Source organism: Leucobacter tenebrionis, from assembly GCF_019884725.1.
In the GTDB taxonomy this organism is placed as follows: Bacteria; Actinomycetota; Actinomycetes; order Actinomycetales; family Microbacteriaceae; genus Leucobacter; species Leucobacter tenebrionis.
In genome coordinates this window covers 2,833,609-2,849,909 of the sequence record NZ_CP082322.1, presented here as the reverse complement: position 1 = coordinate 2,849,909, position 16,301 = coordinate 2,833,609, and the positions used below count along the sequence as shown (strand labels likewise).

The window sequence follows — 16,301 nt, the reverse complement described above, 5'->3', positions numbered from 1 at the left end:
ATTGTTTCGGGATACGAAGTCGGGGACGACGGTGTCTCCGGCTCGAAGTGCTGTGACCGTCTCAAGGCCGAGCGCCCCGCTGAGCGGGGCTCTCGGCCTTGAGACGGGGCGAGGGCCCCGAGCCTGCGGCCCGGGACCCTCGTGAGGGGTCAGTTCTTGGTGATCTCGTTGAAGATCGGCACCGAGTTCCAACCGAATTCCACGTTGTCGACGCTCTCGCTGTAGCCGCCGGTCGTGCCCTGGTACCACAGCGGGATCGAGGGCATGTCCTCGAGCAGGATCTCCTGGGCCTCGTTCAGCTTCTGGTTGCGAGCATCGTGGTCGCTCTCCTGCACGGCCTCGTCGAGCAGGGCGTCGAACTCGGGGTTCGAGTAGAAGCCGTGGTTCGAGCTGGCGCCCGTGTAGTAGAGCGGCTGCATGTAGTTGTACGCACCCGGGTAGTCGCCCTGCCAGCCGGCGCGGAACGGACCGCCCACCTTGTCGGCCTCGCGGTCATCGAGGAATGCCGCGAAGGTCGGGTAGAGCTTCGGCGCCGCGGAGACGCCCAGGTTCGTGGCCCACTGGTTCGCGACGGCCTCGACCCACACCTGGTGCGGGCCGTCGGAGTTCGTCGCGACCTCGATCGTGCCCTCGAAGGGGCTGATCGCGTCGGCCTCGGCCCACAGCTTCTTCGCCTCGTCGAGGTTGAAGTCCAGCTTCTCCGAGCCCTTGAGGTCCTCGGCGTAGCCGTCGACGACGGGCGAGGTGAAGTCCTCGGCCGGCACGTTGGTGCCCTCGAAGATCACGTCGATGATCTCCTCGCGATCCACCGCCATCGAGAGTGCGGCGCGGCGCAGCTTGCCCTCCTCGTCCATGCCGAAGTGCGGCAGGCTGGTCGAGATGGTGAGCGTGGTGGTCAGCGCGCCCGCCTGGTTGATGGCGCGGTCGCCGAGCTCGTCCTGGAACACCGCGAACGAGGTGTCGGGGATCTGGTCGAGCACGTCGAGGTTGCCGGCCTGCAGATCGGTGTAGGCCGCGTCGAGCGAGGCGTAGACCTTGAACTCGATGCCGTCGTTCTTGACCTCGCGCGGGCCGACGTAGGTGTCGTTCTTCACGAGGCTGATCGACTCGTCGTGCTTCCAGGCGCCCTCGCCGTCGAGCTTGTACAGGCCGTTGCCGATCGGGTTCTGGCCGAAGGCCTCCATGTCCTCGAACGCGACATCGGGCAGCGGGTAGTAGGCTGAGTAGCCCAGGCGGTCGGGGAAGTCGGGGCTCGCCTCGATCGTGAAGGTGTGATCGTCGATGATCTTCAGGCCTTCCATGGCCTCGACCGGCTCCGTCTCGCTGAAGCCCTTGATCGCGCTGAAGAAGTACTGGTTGCCGAGAGCGTTGTCGACGTTCGCGGCGTAGTTCCACGCATCGACGAAGTTCTTCGCCAGCACCGGGGTGCCGTCGGAGAAGACCGCATCGTCGCGGAGCTTGACCTCCCACAGCGTGTTGGTGTCGTTCTTGGGCTCGATCGACTCGGCGACGCCCATCTGGGTCGTGCCGTCCGCGTCGTAGTAGACCAGGCCCTCCCAGAGCGCGTCGACGACCTTGCCGCCGCCGACCTCGGTGGTGTCGGCCGGGATCAGGCCCTTCTGCGGCTCGGTGTTGTTGACGGTGATGACGCCGCCGGTGGCCTCGCCGCCCTCGTTCGAACCTCCGCTGTTCGACGCGCAACCCGACAGCGCGAGTGCACCCGCTGCGGCCAGCGCGATGAACCCGAAGCCAATCCTTGATCGCTTCACTAGGTTTCCTCCTTGAAAGTTCCACCCCGGCGCGGGCACGCCTCGGCGAGATCCGCCCCCGGGAGTGAATTCGATTAACTCCCCCAGCCTAACCAGCGCCGAAGGCCCGTCCTGACAAAAACGGGCTCGTAACGGCATCGTGATCGAGGTCTGTAGGTCTCCGAAAAAGTTTGCCCGCCAGTGGCGACCGCGACTGTGCGAAATCACCATGTTTTGCAGCTGAGCGGGGATACGCTGGTGCCGTGGCCGCTCACTCTTCACCCGCGAAACTGCGCTGGGAACTCGTCATCGTGCTCGCGCTCTCCTTCGGCGCATCCGGCGTCTACGCGGTCGTGTCGATCATCGAGCGCCTGACGCGGGAGACGGCACTGGCCTCCCAGACCGCGACGATCAACCGCCCCCTGGCGGAGCGTCCGCTCTTCGACCTGATCTACCAGTTGCTGGGCTTCGCCTTCGGCCTCGCACCCGTGGCGCTCGTCGTCTTCCTGCTGTGGCGGGAGCGCCGCCCGCATCTGGCCGCGCTCGGGCTGGGGCGCGCGGGAGACGGCACTCGCCGTCGCTGGTGGCCGCGCGAGGTCGCGGGCGGATTCGCCCTCGCCGCGCTCATCGGGATCCCCGGGCTCGGGTTCTATCTGTTCGCGAAGTGGATCGGGATCAACACCACCGTCGTGCCGACGGCGCTCGACGCCTTCTGGTGGACCGTTCCCGTGCTCGTGCTGCAGGCGCTCAAGGCTGCGCTGGGGGAAGAGTTGATCGTCGTGGCCTACTTCTTCGACCGCATGCGCCGACTGGGGGTGGGGCCGGTGGCCACCATCGTCTCGAGCGCGCTGCTGCGCGGCAGCTACCACCTCTATCAGGGCTTCGGCGGCTTCATCGGCAACGTGGTGATGGGCCTCGTCTTCGGCTGGGTCTATCAGCGCTGGGGCCGATCCCTCCCGCTCATCGTGGCCCACTGGATACTCGACATCGTCAGCTTCGCGGGGTACCCGCTGGCTCTCGCGCTCTGGCCGGCGCTCTTCGCGGCCTAGCGGATCGTCTTCACCCAGGCGTCGACGAGGCCCCACACCTCGTCATACAGTTCAGGGGCCTCAGCGCACCGCTCGGCGGGCTTGAGCACCTCGTAGCCGCTCTCGGTCTTCGTGGCGCCCCAGCCCTGCCGCATCGCCGCGCAGGAGTCGGGGAAGGAGTTCAGCAGATCCGAGTTGAGCACGAGATTGGTGTTGTCGGGAATGGTGAAACTGATCGAACCGAAGCGTTGCGAGATCTGCGACGTCGCATTCCACGGCCCGATGTTCATGTCGTAGGTCGCTCCGACTTCAACCTGGGGTGGACCGTCGGGCTCCGCATCCTCCCCATCCGCGTCCGCGTCCGCGTCGGCTTCGGTCTCCGCCTCCGATGTCGTCGGCTCAGACGGGGTAGTGGGTGTCTGCGTCGTGGTGGGCTCGGTCACCGGCGGCGGTTCCTCCTGCGCACCGCGTGCGAGATTCACCACCACGATCGAAGCGATGAGCGCGATGAGCGCGATGATGCCCACCACGATCCACGGCTTCGCCTGCGCCGCGCGGTCGCCGGCCTGGGTGCTCGCGCCCGCGGGGGCCGTGCGTTTGCCAGTCGGCAGCTGGGAAGTGCGCACGCGCTCCGCCTGCTCGTGCGCGAGGCGTTCGCGCGCGGGCACGGGGGCCGGTGTCGACTCCGGGGCATCGTCGCTCGACGCCCCGAACAGCTCCTCGAATGGGTCTCTACTCACGACACCAGCCTAACCACAACAGCTGGTCGCTCCGTAAACGCGCGGCATGAAGCCGCGGACTAGGCCAGCCTCGCCGCGAGAGCGGCGACGTGCGGGGTGTCGGTGCCGCAGCACCCTCCGAAGATACTCGCGTTGGGCGCCAGCTCGCGCAGCCCCGCTTCGAGCGCCGCGAAGGCTTCAGGGGCTTCGCCCGGTCCGTCGTCGCCGTCGTGGGCCGCGTTCAGCCGGAAGCCGATCAGCCGGTCCAGCTCCGCACGGCCCGCGCAGGCCGCGAGCCCCTCTGCGACAGCGGAGGGGTGGGCGCAGTTCACCAGGAAACCGAGCGCGGCGTTCTCAGTCTCGGCGTCGACGGCGGCGATGGCCTCCGCGAGGGTGCTGCCGTCAGCCATCAGCCCGTCCTCACCCACGACGAAGGAGACCGCGGCGGGAATCCGGGAGGCCTGCGCGGCTCGCACCACTCCGATCCCCTCGGCCGCATCGAGCGTCGTAACGGCCGTCACACGATCCGCGCCGGCTTCGGCCAGCGCGCGAACCTGGGGCGCGTGATATTCCTCGGCCTCCGCCGGCGTCATGCGGCGCCCCTCGATGTAGTGGTCGTCGAAGCGCGGGCCGACGCAGCCGTTGACCACGGCCTCGATCGAGCCGTCTCCCTCGTTCTCCACGAGCTCTCGCAGCAGGGCCACCGCGTCGGCGTTCAGCCCGTCGAGCGCCTCCTGGTCGTAGCCGAGGCGCTCGCCCCAATCGGTGTTCGCACGCCACGTGGCGGTGTCGAGCACGATGGGCAGCCGGTGCTCGACCGCCAGGCGCAGGAACGGGCGGTAGTATTCGCGAAGCGCCTCGCGCCCCTCGGCGGAGTCGAGCAGTATGAACGCCGCGAACTCGGGCAATCGCTGCCCCAGCCGTTCCGTCAACGCGGTCTCGATCCCGCCGTCGGCGAGACCGACCCCGGTCGCAGTGGCATCCGTCACGCCGGTCGTCGTCATGCTTGCGCTCCTCACGAGGCCGCGCCGCGCGGCACTCCCCGATCCCAGTGTTGCACATGCTCCGAGCCGCGATGCCTCGCAGCGTAACGTCTTTACAACGCGCGCCGGATCGATTCCCTGCGACCGGAGAACCCCCGCACCCGCTCCAGATGACGATCCATCACACCGGCATCGCGCAGCGCGATGGTGCCTGGATCGCCCCGCTCGATCCCCGTTCTCCACCGCTGGGCGATGAGCTCCATGCGCGCATCGACCGCGTCGAGCAGTTGGCCGGGATCGACGTCGCCGTACGAATCCGCGGCGAGTGCGATCCTGCGCGCCGCATCGGCGACGGGGATCTCGCGCAGCAGCGGCACCCCCGACCAGCAGAGGAACGCGAGGTCGTCGATCGGTCGGCCGGGACCCGCCCGGTCCCAGTCGATCATGCCGGCGAAACCGCCATCGACCACGACCCAGTTGTACAGGCCGGGATCGTTGTGGCAGATCAGTTCGTCGTCGCCGAGATCCCGCACCCCCTGCCGCCACTCCACGGCCCCGGGGCGGAAGTCGCGCACCGCCTCGTGGAAGCGCCTCAACCAGGCTGAGGCCTCCCCGAGCGCGCGGTCACTCGCCTGCTCGGATTCGGGATCGAGCGTCTCGCCCGGCAGATAGTCGAGCACCTCGAGGCCGTCGGCGTCGAAACCGTGCACGCGCGGCACCCCGTCGAGCCCTCGCTCGTGCAGATGCGCGAGCAGCGCGTGCACCGCCGGCGTCCAGGGCCCGGTCGGTCGGTGCACGCGGATCTCACCTTCCGGCGCGCGTCTGCGCCACACGCCACCCGATCCGCCCGGCAGATGCTCGTTCTCCACGCATCGACCCTACCGCCGCGCACGGGGATCCACGGCAGCGAGGGCGCCCGGCCGACGGACGCCTACGCGCGGTGCACGCGCTCCGAGACGCTGCGCAGATCGATCGGCGAGGTCGGCGGCAGCTGCTGCTCGCCGTGCACCTGCACGTGCAGCCGCTCCATGCGCGTGTCGAGTTCCGCGGCGGCCTCGGCCGCGCGACGGAGTTCGTCGGTCAGGGCGTCCGGCACCTGACGGGCGTACTTGTAGTAGATCTTGTGCTCGAGGCTCGCCCAGAAGTCCATGGCGATGGTGCGGAACTGCACCTCGACGGGCACGTCCACCCGCCCGCTCGACAGGTAGACGGGCACCGAGATGATCGTGTGCAGGCTCTTGTACCCGTTGGGCTTGGGCTGCTCGATGTAGTCCTCGACCTCGAGCACCGTGATGTCGTCCTGCTGCGTGAGCAGGTCGAAGAGGCGGTACACGTCGCGGATGAAGGCGCAGGTGACCCGCACACCCGCGATGTCGTGGATCTCCCGGCGGATCTCGTCGAAGTCGGTGCCGAGCCCGCGGCGCTGCAGCTTGTCGACGAGGCTGTCGACGGACTTCACCCTGCTCGAGACGTGCTCGATCGGGTTGTACTCGTGCATGTGCAGGAATTCCTCGCGCAGGATCGCGAGTTTCGTCTCGACCTCCTGCATCGCGAAGCGGTACTCGAGCAGAAACCGCTGCATCTGGTCGCCGAGGGTGCGAAGCGCGCTGGCCGAGATGGTGATCTCGTCGTCGTTCTCCTCCTCGTCCGAGCTCGGATCAAAGCTGTCGACTGCGGCATTGCTCATGTGGCACAGGCTAGCGGGCCGACGTCGGAAGGGGCTGAGACTCCCGGGGTCCGGGCTCGGCGTCCCCCTGCGGTTCCTCGGACGCGGGCGGGGACGGGTCCTCAGGCGGGTCCTCAGACGGGTCCGAGGAGCGGGGCCCGAGCACGAAAAGGCAAGGCCCTTCCGCCGTCACGCGATCCGCCTTACACTGCCCGGCATGAGCACATCCATCCGAGCCACCCGCCATGTATACGCCATCGACTGCCCCGATGCCGCGGCTCTCGCGCAGTTCTACGCGCGCCTGCTGGGGTGGCGAGCGGATTCGTCAGAGGAGGATCCCGACTGGGTGGACGTGGTTCCCCCGCAGGGCGAGAGCCCCGGCTTCTCGATCGCGTGCCAGGAAGTGCCCGATTACCGCGCCCCCGACTGGCCGACGGGCCCGATCCCGCAGCAGGCGCACCTCGATCTCTACGTCGATTCGATCGCCGAAGCCGCGCCCCTCGCAGAGGCCGCGGGCGCGGTACGGCACGAGGTCCAGCCGAGCGAGGAGGGCACGTTCATGGTCTTCCTCGATCCCGCCGGCCATCCGTTCTGCCTCTGCGAGAACTGATCCCGCGTCTCCGCTCCGTCGGCGCCCGCGGCGCTCCGTCGGCCGCCCGTCACACCCACGGGTTGGTCCAGAGCAGCACGCCGTAGGTCTCGCCGCCCGGAACCGGCACGAAGCCGAGATCCATGTAGAGCATCTTCGCCCGCACGTTGCGCCAGTCGACCGACAGGCTCACCCGCGGCACCTCGCGCACGCGCGCTGCGGTGAGCAGTCGACCGGTGAGCATGCGCCCGATCCCGCGCCCTCTCCACGCCTCGTGCACCCAGACGCAGAACTCCGGCGTCACCGCGTCGATCCACCCGTACCCGGGCTCCTCCGCCGGCAGGTACAGCGCCCACGCCACACCCACCGGGCCCTCGCGCGCCTGAGCGACCACACCGAAATCACCGCGCTCGGGTACGAACCTCGTGTACCGGTCGAGATCGGGTCGTTCGCGCACCTGCTGGGGCGTGAAGAGCGGCGTCTTCCAGTTGAAATTGCCGAGCGCCGCTTCGAGCAGCAGTTCGCCCTCGTCCTCGCCGAGCGGGCGAGTCATGACCGGAGGAGGGATGCCCATGACCCATTATCACCCCGCCCCTGCCCGGGCCTCGCACCGCCCTCGGTCAGTCGTTCAGCAGGAACGCTCGCAGCGCCGAGATGACCTCGTCGGGTTTCTCCGAGTGCACCCAGTGGCCGGCGCCCTTCACGGTCACCCGACGCGTGCGGGGGAAGAGGGCGCGCATCGCCGGGGCGTCCTCATCGGCGATGTAGTCGGACCGCTCTCCGCCGATCCACAGCACCGGCCCCGTGAACTGCTGGCCCGTCAGATCGGGGAACCCCATCACCTCCGATAGCTGCGCCCGCAGCAGCGCCAGATTCGGCTCCCACTCGAACCCCCGCTCGCCGCGGCGCAGGTTCTGCAGCAGGAACCCCCGCACGCCGTCGTTCGGGATCGCGGCGCGCAGCGCGAGGTCCGCGTCAGAGCGACGCTCGACGGCTCCGAGGTCGAGACCGGCGAGCGAATCGAGCAGGTGGCGGAACTCGCCGCGCGAGGATCCCGAGGCGACCGGGGAGATATCGAGGATCGCGAGCCTGCGCACCAGGTCCGGGTGGCGCAGCGCGAGCACCATGGCCGCCTTGCCGCCCATCGAGTGGCCGACCACATCGACCGGGGCGCCCGGGAAGGCCGCACGGGCGTGCTCCGCGACGAGATCGGCGATCTCGAGATAGTCGAAACCGTCGGTCCAGTCCGACCTGCCGTGATTGGGCAGGTCGACGAGCAGGCTCGCGGCCTCGGGTTCGAGACCCGCGGCGATCCTCGTGAGATTCTTGCCCCGGCCGAAGAGGCCGTGCAGGAACACGACGCGATGCCCGGCATTCGCCGCGTCGCCCACCACGGTCGAGTGGATACGGGGCTGAGAGTGGCCAGTCACGCTTCCACGCTACTCCGCCCCGGCTCCGCCCGGAATCAGGCGCTCGCGCAGGAGAACGCCCACATCACCCCGAAGCGGTCGAAGACCTGGCCGTACCAGTCGCCCCATGGCGCCCTCTCGAACGGCATGCCGATCTCTCCGCCCCCGTCGACGAGCTTCTGGATCAGCCCCTGCGCCTCCTCCGGCGTGTCCGTGGTGTAGAGCAGCGAGTAGGCGGTGCCGCGCACGGGGTAGTCGTTCTCCGAATCCATGGCGTCACCGCCGGCGATGACTCCCGCGCCTCCGGGCAGCACGAGCGTGGAGTGCGCGACGGCCTTCGGATCGGGAGTGAACGGCATCCCCTCCATCGGCGGCGCGTCGCCGTAGCGCATGATGTTCAGCTCACCGCCGAATATCTCGTGCCAGTGCTCCATCGCCTCGCCCGTCGTTCCCGGCAGTGCGATGTAGGTTGCGAGTGACTGAGGCATGACGCGCTCCTTCGGTGTCCAGTGTCGGTACTCCCCAGTATGCTCGCGCGGGGCCGATTGCAGAACCCCCATCGTGCCGAGCGTTTCCGCTGCCGGCCGCAGCTCCGGGAGTCCCGGAGGATCCGCTCACTCGACGGGGAACCCGGCCTCGTCGAATCGCACCCCGTCCCGCTCGAGCCGGGCACGGGCGGCGTGGTAGACGACGCCCCGCGCGCTCGGAGCGCCGGCGACGAGGCGGAGCAGCGTCTTCCGAGCCGTGTTGGGGTGTTCGGCGACGGCGACTCTGACGCTCCAGAAGCGATCGTCGGCGAAACGATCGAGCACCGCGACGCTCGCGTCGGGATTCAGAGCCGCCGCGTTGCGGATCGCTTGGTTCGGATCAGCGAAGAAGGATTCGAACTCCTCATCCGTCGCCGCAGCGGCGGCGAGCATGTAGCGGCGCTCCTCGTCGGCCTTCTCCTCGGGCGTCTTCCGCTTTCCCATGCCGGATTCCTTTCTCTGTTTTGCTTGCTCCGAGAGCCAGAGACTCGCTTCGAGGATGAAGACGGTACCCGCCGGCTCCGAGCAGATCCATCCCGATGCCCCTCGCGCACTGCGCATCGAGCGTTTCGTCATCGAAGCCGAAACCGATGCCGGTCGCCGACGACATCATCGCGTTGCGCCCGACGGCTCCGCTCAGGCGCCGTCGTGCTCGGCGCGGAAGACGTGCACGAGAGCGTTCGCGTGTCCGTGCCCCATCCCCTGTTCCTTCAGGAACGCGACCTGCTCCATGTGCTTCTCGCCCGCATGCGGGCGGAGCAGCTCGATCCACTCGTCGATCGACCTGCCGTACTTCGCCTCGATCGACGGGAAGTACGATTTCGGTCCCTGCAGCGCGTCTGCCATCTGGCACCCCTTCCGTTCCAGGTCCACACTAGGAGGATGCGGATCGACACGCCAGGCGCGCCTCTGCGGAGCAGCCCGTGATCCTCGTCAGCTCCGCGCGCGAGCCTCGTCGGCGATGATGCCGAGACCCTCGCGGTAGGTGGTCACCTCGAACCCCGGGAAGCGCGATTTGAACTTCGACGAGTCGAAGAGGTTGTCGCTTGCGTACCGAGGCAGCAGTTCGCGGATCTCCTTCGCCTGCGCGTTGACCGCTCCAGCCGCGGTCAGAACCCACTTCGGGATGACGCGGTAGCTCGGCTCACGGTCGAACGCCTCCGCCGCCATCTCCACGAACTCGCGGTAGGTCGGCCGCTCGTCGTCGGCAGGCAGATGCCAGGTCTGCCCGTAGGCGTCGGGGGCGTTGCCCAGGGCCGCGAGGCCGCGGCTCGCATCGGGGGTCCAGATGAGCGTGCGCAGCCGATCATCGCGCACCGGCACGAGCGGCTTCTTGCCTGCCTGCAACCGGTCGATGACGAGAGCGTTCGTGAAGCCCTGAGTGCGGCCCGGGCCGTAGAACTCGGGGGCCCGTGCGACCAGCACCGGGATGTCGCCCCGCGCCATCTCCTCGAGCACCATCGTCGCCATCCGCGCACGGACGACGCCCTTGCGTCCGACCGGCTCGAACGGCGTCCGCTCGTCTTGAAGACGGTCATCCTGCGGGTACATGTAGGTGTTGTCGAAGTAAGCGAACTTCGCACCGGCTGCGCGGGCCGCATCGAGCGCGTTGCGGAGCATGCTCGGGAACTGCCGTTCCCACAGCTCGGTGTTCGCGGGCAGGCCGGCGGTGAAATACACGATGTCGCTCCCCTCGACCGCAATTCGGGTCTGCTCTGCGTCGAGCAGGTCGGCGCGGGCGAGCGCGTCCGTCTCGTTGACCTTGCGGGGATTCCGACTCACCAGCCTCAGTTCGGTGTCGGATGTGCGGCGGAGCTCTCGCGCCAGCTCGACGGCGATCTGCCCGTTGGCCCCCAGAATCGTCTGCATTGCGGTCCTCGACTCCCCGTGCGAGCGGGCAGTCGAGAGCGTTCGACACCCGGATCACACCTATGTTTACAGCGAACACATTAAGTGTAGGCCGCGCATGTGAGCGGTGTCAACATTCGAGGGTGATACGTGCCCGACGAAAGAGGGGCCCGGTTTCGCCGGCAGGGCTCGAGCTCAGCGGCGCTCGTTGCCCCGACGGTAATTGCCGGTGGCCCGGGCCAGCGCCTGCTGATCCCGCAGGGCTCCGTACCCGAGTCGAGAGGCGAGCTTCGCGGCCGCCGCTCCCCGCACCACGGTCACCACCCGACCGGCGCGACTGATGCGGACCTCGCCGCTCTTCACGATCTCGTAGGAGAAGGGATCCTCCGCGAGCCCGTCCGGCATCGTTTCAGGCATCGCGGTCCTTTCGCCACCGAACAACCTGATCGCGGAGCCAAGGGACCCTCGGGACCCGAGCGTCGATAACACTCGGCTCGAAGACCTCGCTAGACGTTGAACCGCCACTCGCAGACATCGCCGTCCTGCATGATGTAGTCCTTGCCCTCCATACGGGCCTTGCCCTTGGCGCGCGCCTCGGCGACCGAGCCGCACTCGACGAGGTCGTCGAACGAGATGATCTCGCCCTTGATGAAGCCCTTCTCGAAGTCGGTGTGGATCGCGCCGGCAGCCTGGGGCGCGGTGGCGCCCTTCTTGATGGTCCAGGCCCGGGCCTCCTTCGGCCCCGCGGTGAGGTAGGTCTGCAGGCCGAGAGTGTCGAAGCCGACGCGGGCCAGCTGGTCCAGCCCGCTCTCCTCCTGCCCGATCGAGGCCAGCAGCTCCGCGGCATCCTCGGGGTCGAGCTCGATGAGCTCGCTCTCGATCTTCGCGTCGAGGAAGATCGCCTTCGCGGGAGCGACCAGGGCCGAGAGCTCGTCGAGCTTCGCCTGATCCTGCAGCACCGTCTCGTCCACGTTGAACACGTAGAGGAATGGCTTCGCGGTGAGCAACCCGAGCTCCTTGATCGGCTCGAGGTCGATACCCGCGTGCGAGAGCACCTTGCCCTCGTCGAGCGCAGCGCGGGCCGCCTTCGCGGTCTCGACCACCGAGGCGTCGATCTTGCGGTTCTTCAGTTCCTTCTCGAAGCGCACGAGCGCCTTGTCGAGGGTCTGCATGTCGGCGATGATCAGCTCGGTGTTGATCGTCTCCATGTCGCTCGCGGGATCGACCGCGCCGTCGACGTGCACCACGTCGGGGTCGCTGAAACCGCGCACGACCTGGGCGATCGCGTCGGCCTCGCGGATGTTCGCGAGGAACTGGTTGCCGAGCCCTTCGCCCTCGCTTGCGCCGCGCACGATGCCGGCGATATCCACGAAGCTGACGGGGGCGGGCAGGATCCGCTCGCTGCCGAAGATCTCGGCGAGCTTGTCGAGTCGGGGATCGGGCAGGTTCACCACACCGATGTTCGGCTCGATCGTCGCGAACGGGTAGTTCGCCGCGAGAGCGTCGTTCTGGGTGAGCGCGTTGAAGAGGGTCGACTTGCCCACGTTGGGGAGACCTACGATGCCGATAGTAAGAGCCACGAGGGATCAGTCTACCCGCCGTCGGGGCGCCGCACTCCGAGCGGCGGGATCGGCCCCCTCGGGCCGGGCCTCAGCTCAGGCTGTCGAGGTCGACGACCTCGAACTCGAGCAGCTCGGCCCCGGTCGCGACGGGCTTGCGCGGCTGCTCCCCCTCGGGGCGCGCGTGGGCGTCGGCGTTTCCGCGCGAATCGCGCCACGCCTCGAAGTGCTGCTCGGTCTCCCACTGCGTGACCACGAAGTATCGGTCATCGCCCTGCACCGGGCGCAGCAGCTGGAAGCCCTCGAAGCCGGGCGAGGAGTCCACCGCGTGCTTGCGGGCGGCGAATCGCGCCTCCAGTTCGGGTCCCTTGCCCTCGGGGACGGAGATGGCGTTGATCTTGACGACGGACATGGGCCACCGGCCTTTCATTCTGCGGCTCGAATCGCGTGTTGGATCGAGGGATCGCACCCACGGTATCGCGGATCGGCCCATCCAAGCCCTCACTCTTCTTCGCGAGAGGTCGAAAAGTGCTCTGAACTCCGTGGACCGCAGCCGTTATCGACCTCTCGAGAGGCGGATCTCGCACGCGGATCCGCGATCCTCCATGCGGAATCCGTATCTCGGCGCCGGGAAGCTCCGTGCACCGGCCCCGCCCGGCCCGGGCTGACACCGCGGCCGCTCCCTGCTACGGTGGAGCGCATGGGAACTCTGTGCAGCGCGCTCGGTCAGCGCGCTTTCTTCCGGGATCGCCGCGCCTGACGGCGCGATCCCGAACCTCTGCCCCGCTGTGAGCCGCGGGCGTGCCCACTGAGGGCGCCCCTCGCACGCCGGGCAGTTCGTCGCGCCGACCTCCGAGCCCATCGCGCTCGGAAGGCCGCTGCTCCGACACGCCTCCGGGCGCTTCACCCCCTCTCGGATGGAGCGCATCATGCATGCCCACGCCCACTCAGACCATCGTCCCTCCCACCAGCCCCGTCGCTCCAGCGATGACCGATCCCGCTACGGCGGCCGCCACGAACTCGGTCAGAATTTCCTGCACCACCGACCCACGATCGAGCGGATCGTAGATCTCGCTCGCGACACGGAGGGGCCTCTCCTCGAGATCGGCCCCGGCGACGGCGCGCTCACCGCCGGCCTCGCACGACTCGGACGCCCTCTCACGCTCGTGGAACTCGACGAGCACCGCGTTCGCCGGCTCCGACAGCGCTTCCCGCGCGCGACGGTCGTGCACGCCGACGCCCTGCACACCGCTCTCGACGCGCGGGTCGTCGTCGGCAACCTCCCGTTCCACCTCACGACGCCCCTGCTGCGCAAGCTGCTGCGCTCCCCCGAGTGGGAGCGGGCGATCCTCGTCACTCAGTGGGAGGTGGCGCGGAAGCGCGCCGGCGTGGGCGGCGGGACGCTCCTCACCGGCCAGTCGGCGCCCTGGTTCGACTTCCAGCTGCGATGCCGCGTGCCGGCCCGGGCGTTCCGGCCGGTCCCCGGAGTCGACGGCGGACTGCTCGACGTCTCTCGTCGCCGCGCACCCCTGGTCCCGCTCTCGGAGCGGGCGGCGTACGAGCGGTTCGTGCGGCGGGTCTTCACCGCTCGCGGGCGCGGGATCGGCCAGATCCTGCAGAGGGGTCTCGGGATGAGCCGCTCAGCGGGTGCCGCCGCTCTGAGCCGCGCCTCGGTGTCCCCTGCGGCGCTCCCCCGGGATCTCACTCCGTCCCAGTGGGCGAGCCTCTGGCGGAGTTTCTCGGGGCGCTGAGCCCGGGGTCGGCCGGCTTCGGAGCACCGGCGGCGTGAATGTCAGACGCGTGTGCCACCCTAGATGCGTGTCCGTCGACTTCACCGCCATCGATTTCGAGACCGCCAACAGCCACCCATCTTCGGCCTGCGCGGTCGGCATGGTGCGCGTGCGCGACGGGCGGGTGGTGGATCGCGTCGAGTGGCTGATCCGCCCGCCCCGAGCGCACGCGGCGTTCCTCCCCTTCAACATCAAGATCCACGGCATCACGGCCGAGATGGTGGTGGATGCTCGAGACTGGGCCGAGCAGCTCGAGGATCTACGCGGTTTCATCGGCGACGACGTGACCGTGGCGCACAACGCGAGCTTCGACATGGGGGTGATCCGCGCGGCCTGTGCCGAGACCATCACTCCGACGCCCAGGCTGCGCTACCTCTGCAGCGTTCAGGTCTCGCGCAAGACCTACGAGCTGCCCTCCCACAGGCTCCCGCTCGCGGCCGAGGCGGCCGGGTTCGGAGATTTCGCGCACCACGACGCGCTCGCCGATGCCGAGGCGTGCGCCGCGATCATCTCCGACGCGGCGCGCCGCCACGAGGTCGGCGACCTGGCCGCCCTCGCGAAGAAGACGGGCCTGCGCATCCAGCAGCTCAAGGCGATCCCGCTCAAGCTGTAACCGGCGCGCGGACTGTCATTCGAGTCGTGTCCCAAGAATGTCAGTGGTCCCTGAGACCATAGCCGCATGACAGTTCTCACGCTCCTCCTGGTCGTCATCACGGCCCTGGTCTTCGGCATCGCGGGCGCCGCAGCCGGCCACCGGATCGCCGGCGCTGCGGCAGCGCAGCGCATGGCCGAGGCTGCTTCGCGCGCCGAACACGAGCGCACCCTCGCGGTGCAGCAGGCCCGGCTCGATGCAGAGGACGGGGCACGACTGCTGCGCGAGGAGCTCGCGGCAGCCGAGACGCGGGTGCAGGGGCTCGAGGATCGCCTGCGCGATGCCCAGGTCAATGCGCAGCAGCGCTCGCAGGCCGACCGCGAAGAGCAGCGCGTGCTGCAGCAGCTCGCGCCGCTCCGCGACTCGCTGGGCAAGCTCGAACGGACCGTGGCCACAATCGAGCAGCAGCGGGCTTCGCAGCACGGCGAACTGGCCGAGCAGCTCCGGGAGGCCGCCCGAGCGGAAGAGAAGCTGCGGGGCACTGCCGAGAACCTGGCGGCAGCCCTGCGCTCGAACAACACTCGCGGGCTCTGGGGCGAGACCCAGCTACGCCGCATCATCGAGGCGGCCGGCATGCTCGAGCACGTCGATTTCGAGGTGCAGCAGCAGCTCGCCACCGAGCGCGGTGCTGCCCGTCCTGACATGGTCGTGCACCTGCCGGGCGGCAAGGCGATCGCGATCGACGCGAAGGTGCCGTTCGACGCCTATCTCGAGGCCCAGCACGTCGATGACGGGGAGCGTCGCACGACGCTGCTCAACCGGCACGCGAAAGCGCTGCGCGATCACATCCTCGCGCTGAGCAACCGCGAGTACGCCGCGGCGCTGCCCGACTCCCCCGAGTTCGTCATCGCGTTCGTACCGAGCGAGTCCCTGCTGTCGAGCGCGCTCGACACCGATCCGCTGCTGCTCGAGTACGCGTTCGAACGGCGCGTGGCCCTGGCCTCGCCGGTGAGCCTCTGGGCCATTCTCAAGTCCGTCGCCCACAGCTGGCGTCAGGAGTCCCTCACGGCTGAGGCGCGCACGCTCTTCGATCTCAGCCGACAGCTCCACACGCGCCTCGGGCGCACCGCGGCGCACCTCGACAAGCTCGGCCGCACCCTCTCCCGCGGTGTGCAGGATTACAACGCCTACATCGGATCGCTTGAGCGGCAGGTGCTCCCCACCGCCCGCAAGATCAGCGCCCTCAACGGCGAGAAGATCGGCACCGAGCCCGCGCAGCTCGAGGACGCGGTCCGTCCGCTCGTCGCCCCCGAGCTGCGACCGGACGACGGAGCGGCGAACGAACCGGCAGCGACACCCGCAGAAACTTTTTCCGAAGGAGGTGTCGATCCAGAGCTTCCCCATCCGTCATGATGGTGTCGGGCCACCCGGTTCGGCACTTCGCATCCGCCGACCGCACCGAGCGTTCAGAGCGGAACGAGCTCAGGAGAGATCATGAAATATGCACTACTGCTCATGGGCCACACGGCCGACCCCGCTTGCGGGGAGGACGGCGGCGCGAGCCCCGAGGAGTTCTTCGCCTTCGACCGGGAGATCACCGAAGCCGGCGTGGTCGTCAGCTCGTTCGCCCTCGAGGACCCCGAGCAGGGAGCCATCGTCAGCAGCGATCCGGAGGGTGAGCGAGTCGTGTCGTCGGGCCCCTTCGCCGAGGTGCGGGAGTTCGTCGGCGGCGCCTACATCATCGACGTCGCCGACATCGACGAGGCGATCGAGTGGGCGCGCAGAAGCCCCGCCTCCGCACCGGGCGGCCACGTCGAGATCCGCCCCCTCGCCCCCTATTGAG

At 68.7% G+C, this 16,301-nt stretch carries 20 protein-coding genes; 6 read left to right on the top strand and 14 right to left on the bottom strand.

Annotated elements, in window-relative coordinates; genetic code table 11:
* Window positions 1-149: 149 nt before the first annotated feature.
* Window positions 150-1,769, bottom strand: a complete 1,620-nt coding sequence (locus tag KVY00_RS13130; protein ID WP_223043320.1) for a peptide ABC transporter substrate-binding protein — start codon at window positions 1,767-1,769, stop codon at window positions 150-152.
* A gap of 242 nt (window positions 1,770-2,011) precedes the next feature.
* On the opposite strand from KVY00_RS13130, the gene KVY00_RS13125 reads away from it, so the two are divergent.
* Window positions 2,012-2,797, top strand: a complete 786-nt coding sequence (locus KVY00_RS13125) for a CPBP family intramembrane glutamic endopeptidase (RefSeq protein WP_223043319.1) — start codon at window positions 2,012-2,014, stop codon at window positions 2,795-2,797.
* Here KVY00_RS13125 and KVY00_RS13120 read toward each other — a convergent pair.
* From KVY00_RS13120 to KVY00_RS13105, 4 genes are all read right to left on the bottom strand, one after another.
* Window positions 2,794-3,516, bottom strand: a complete 723-nt coding sequence (locus KVY00_RS13120; protein WP_255572649.1) for a hypothetical protein — start codon at window positions 3,514-3,516, stop codon at window positions 2,794-2,796. The genes KVY00_RS13125 and KVY00_RS13120 overlap by 4 nt on opposite strands.
* A gap of 59 nt (window positions 3,517-3,575) precedes the next feature.
* Window positions 3,576-4,499: a homocysteine S-methyltransferase family protein gene (locus tag KVY00_RS13115; protein ID WP_223043318.1), complete on the bottom strand. Its 924-nt coding sequence runs from the start codon at window positions 4,497-4,499 to the stop codon at window positions 3,576-3,578.
* Window positions 4,500-4,591: 92 nt separating this feature from the next.
* A complete protein-coding gene (locus KVY00_RS13110; protein ID WP_223043317.1) occupies window positions 4,592-5,347 on the bottom strand; it encodes a phosphotransferase in 756 nt (251 codons plus the stop codon).
* A 62-nt stretch (window positions 5,348-5,409) separates the two neighbouring features.
* Complete coding sequence (locus KVY00_RS13105; RefSeq protein ID WP_223043316.1) at window positions 5,410-6,165, bottom strand: GTP pyrophosphokinase; 756 nt, start codon at window positions 6,163-6,165, stop codon at window positions 5,410-5,412.
* Between the two features lie 196 nt (window positions 6,166-6,361).
* Here KVY00_RS13105 and KVY00_RS13100 point away from each other — a divergent pair, with 196 nt between their 5' ends.
* Window positions 6,362-6,754, top strand: a complete 393-nt coding sequence (locus KVY00_RS13100) for a VOC family protein (RefSeq protein WP_223043315.1) — start codon at window positions 6,362-6,364, stop codon at window positions 6,752-6,754.
* 49 nt (window positions 6,755-6,803) lie between these two features.
* On the opposite strand, the gene KVY00_RS13095 is transcribed toward KVY00_RS13100, so the two are convergent.
* The 9 genes from KVY00_RS13095 to KVY00_RS13055 form a co-directional block, all read right to left on the bottom strand.
* The gene (locus KVY00_RS13095; RefSeq protein WP_223043314.1) at window positions 6,804-7,286 is read right to left on the bottom strand and encodes a GNAT family N-acetyltransferase; all 483 of its coding nucleotides are present in this window, start codon (window positions 7,284-7,286) and stop codon (window positions 6,804-6,806) included.
* A 67-nt stretch (window positions 7,287-7,353) separates the two neighbouring features.
* Window positions 7,354-8,163, bottom strand: coding sequence for an alpha/beta fold hydrolase (locus KVY00_RS13090; protein ID WP_255572648.1), 810 nt, complete (start codon window positions 8,161-8,163; stop codon window positions 7,354-7,356).
* Between the two features lie 35 nt (window positions 8,164-8,198).
* Window positions 8,199-8,630, bottom strand: coding sequence for a VOC family protein (locus KVY00_RS13085; RefSeq protein ID WP_223043313.1), 432 nt, complete (start codon window positions 8,628-8,630; stop codon window positions 8,199-8,201).
* 126 nt (window positions 8,631-8,756) lie between these two features.
* Window positions 8,757-9,113 carry a hypothetical protein gene (locus KVY00_RS13080; protein WP_223043312.1) on the bottom strand — a complete coding sequence of 119 codons (357 nt, stop codon included), beginning with the start codon at window positions 9,111-9,113 and terminating at the stop codon, window positions 8,757-8,759.
* A gap of 192 nt (window positions 9,114-9,305) precedes the next feature.
* The gene (locus KVY00_RS13075; RefSeq protein WP_223043311.1) at window positions 9,306-9,515 is read right to left on the bottom strand and encodes a DUF4287 domain-containing protein; all 210 of its coding nucleotides are present in this window, start codon (window positions 9,513-9,515) and stop codon (window positions 9,306-9,308) included.
* 87 nt (window positions 9,516-9,602) lie between these two features.
* Window positions 9,603-10,538 (bottom strand): NAD-dependent epimerase/dehydratase family protein, encoded by a 936-nt coding sequence (locus KVY00_RS13070; protein WP_223043310.1) that lies wholly within the window; start codon window positions 10,536-10,538, stop codon window positions 9,603-9,605.
* Between the two features lie 174 nt (window positions 10,539-10,712).
* Window positions 10,713-10,934, bottom strand: coding sequence for a hypothetical protein (locus KVY00_RS13065; protein ID WP_255572647.1), 222 nt, complete (start codon window positions 10,932-10,934; stop codon window positions 10,713-10,715).
* A gap of 89 nt (window positions 10,935-11,023) precedes the next feature.
* Window positions 11,024-12,097, bottom strand: coding sequence for a redox-regulated ATPase YchF (ychF, locus tag KVY00_RS13060; protein ID WP_223043309.1), 1,074 nt, complete (start codon window positions 12,095-12,097; stop codon window positions 11,024-11,026).
* 70 nt (window positions 12,098-12,167) lie between these two features.
* Window positions 12,168-12,488 carry an antibiotic biosynthesis monooxygenase family protein gene (locus KVY00_RS13055; RefSeq protein ID WP_223043308.1) on the bottom strand — a complete coding sequence of 107 codons (321 nt, stop codon included), beginning with the start codon at window positions 12,486-12,488 and terminating at the stop codon, window positions 12,168-12,170.
* Window positions 12,489-13,005: 517 nt separating this feature from the next.
* On the opposite strand from KVY00_RS13055, the gene erm reads away from it, so the two are divergent.
* The 4 genes from erm to KVY00_RS13035 all read left to right on the top strand — a co-directional run bounded on the left by erm (window position 13,006) and on the right by KVY00_RS13035 (window position 16,300).
* A complete protein-coding gene (gene erm, locus KVY00_RS13050; protein ID WP_223043307.1) occupies window positions 13,006-13,827 on the top strand; it encodes a 23S ribosomal RNA methyltransferase Erm in 822 nt (273 codons plus the stop codon).
* A 67-nt stretch (window positions 13,828-13,894) separates the two neighbouring features.
* On the top strand, window positions 13,895-14,479 hold the full coding sequence (locus tag KVY00_RS13045) for a 3'-5' exonuclease (RefSeq protein ID WP_223043306.1): 585 nt from the start codon (window positions 13,895-13,897) through the stop codon (window positions 14,477-14,479).
* Window positions 14,480-14,545: 66 nt separating this feature from the next.
* The gene (locus tag KVY00_RS13040) at window positions 14,546-15,871 is read left to right on the top strand and encodes a DNA recombination protein RmuC (RefSeq protein ID WP_223043305.1); all 1,326 of its coding nucleotides are present in this window, start codon (window positions 14,546-14,548) and stop codon (window positions 15,869-15,871) included.
* An 81-nt stretch (window positions 15,872-15,952) separates the two neighbouring features.
* Window positions 15,953-16,300 carry a YciI family protein gene (locus KVY00_RS13035; protein WP_223043304.1) on the top strand — a complete coding sequence of 116 codons (348 nt, stop codon included), beginning with the start codon at window positions 15,953-15,955 and terminating at the stop codon, window positions 16,298-16,300.
* Window position 16,301 lies beyond the last annotated feature (1 nt).

What these genes read in the sequence shown, in the direction of transcription:
- KVY00_RS13085 (WP_223043313.1), bottom strand. Translation starts at nt 8,630, where the DNA reads ATGCCTCAGTCACTCGCAACCTACATCGCACTGCCGGGAACGACGGGC.
- KVY00_RS13105 (WP_223043316.1), bottom strand. Translation starts at nt 6,165, where the DNA reads ATGAGCAATGCCGCAGTCGACAGCTTTGATCCGAGCTCGGACGAGGAG.
- KVY00_RS13065 (WP_255572647.1), bottom strand. Translation starts at nt 10,934, where the DNA reads ATGCCTGAAACGATGCCGGACGGGCTCGCGGAGGATCCCTTCTCCTAC.
- KVY00_RS13055 (WP_223043308.1), bottom strand. Translation starts at nt 12,488, where the DNA reads ATGTCCGTCGTCAAGATCAACGCCATCTCCGTCCCCGAGGGCAAGGGA.
- KVY00_RS13035 (WP_223043304.1), top strand. Translation starts at nt 15,953, where the DNA reads ATGAAATATGCACTACTGCTCATGGGCCACACGGCCGACCCCGCTTGC.
- KVY00_RS13075 (WP_223043311.1), bottom strand. Translation starts at nt 9,515, where the DNA reads ATGGCAGACGCGCTGCAGGGACCGAAATCGTACTTCCCGTCGATCGAG.
- KVY00_RS13040 (WP_223043305.1), top strand. Translation starts at nt 14,546, where the DNA reads ATGACAGTTCTCACGCTCCTCCTGGTCGTCATCACGGCCCTGGTCTTC.
- KVY00_RS13115 (WP_223043318.1), bottom strand. Translation starts at nt 4,499, where the DNA reads ATGACGACGACCGGCGTGACGGATGCCACTGCGACCGGGGTCGGTCTC.
- KVY00_RS13070 (WP_223043310.1), bottom strand. Translation starts at nt 10,538, where the DNA reads ATGCAGACGATTCTGGGGGCCAACGGGCAGATCGCCGTCGAGCTGGCG.
- KVY00_RS13080 (WP_223043312.1), bottom strand. Translation starts at nt 9,113, where the DNA reads ATGGGAAAGCGGAAGACGCCCGAGGAGAAGGCCGACGAGGAGCGCCGC.
- KVY00_RS13100 (WP_223043315.1), top strand. Translation starts at nt 6,362, where the DNA reads ATGAGCACATCCATCCGAGCCACCCGCCATGTATACGCCATCGACTGC.
- KVY00_RS13095 (WP_223043314.1), bottom strand. Translation starts at nt 7,286, where the DNA reads ATGACTCGCCCGCTCGGCGAGGACGAGGGCGAACTGCTGCTCGAAGCG.
- erm (WP_223043307.1), top strand. Translation starts at nt 13,006, where the DNA reads ATGCATGCCCACGCCCACTCAGACCATCGTCCCTCCCACCAGCCCCGT.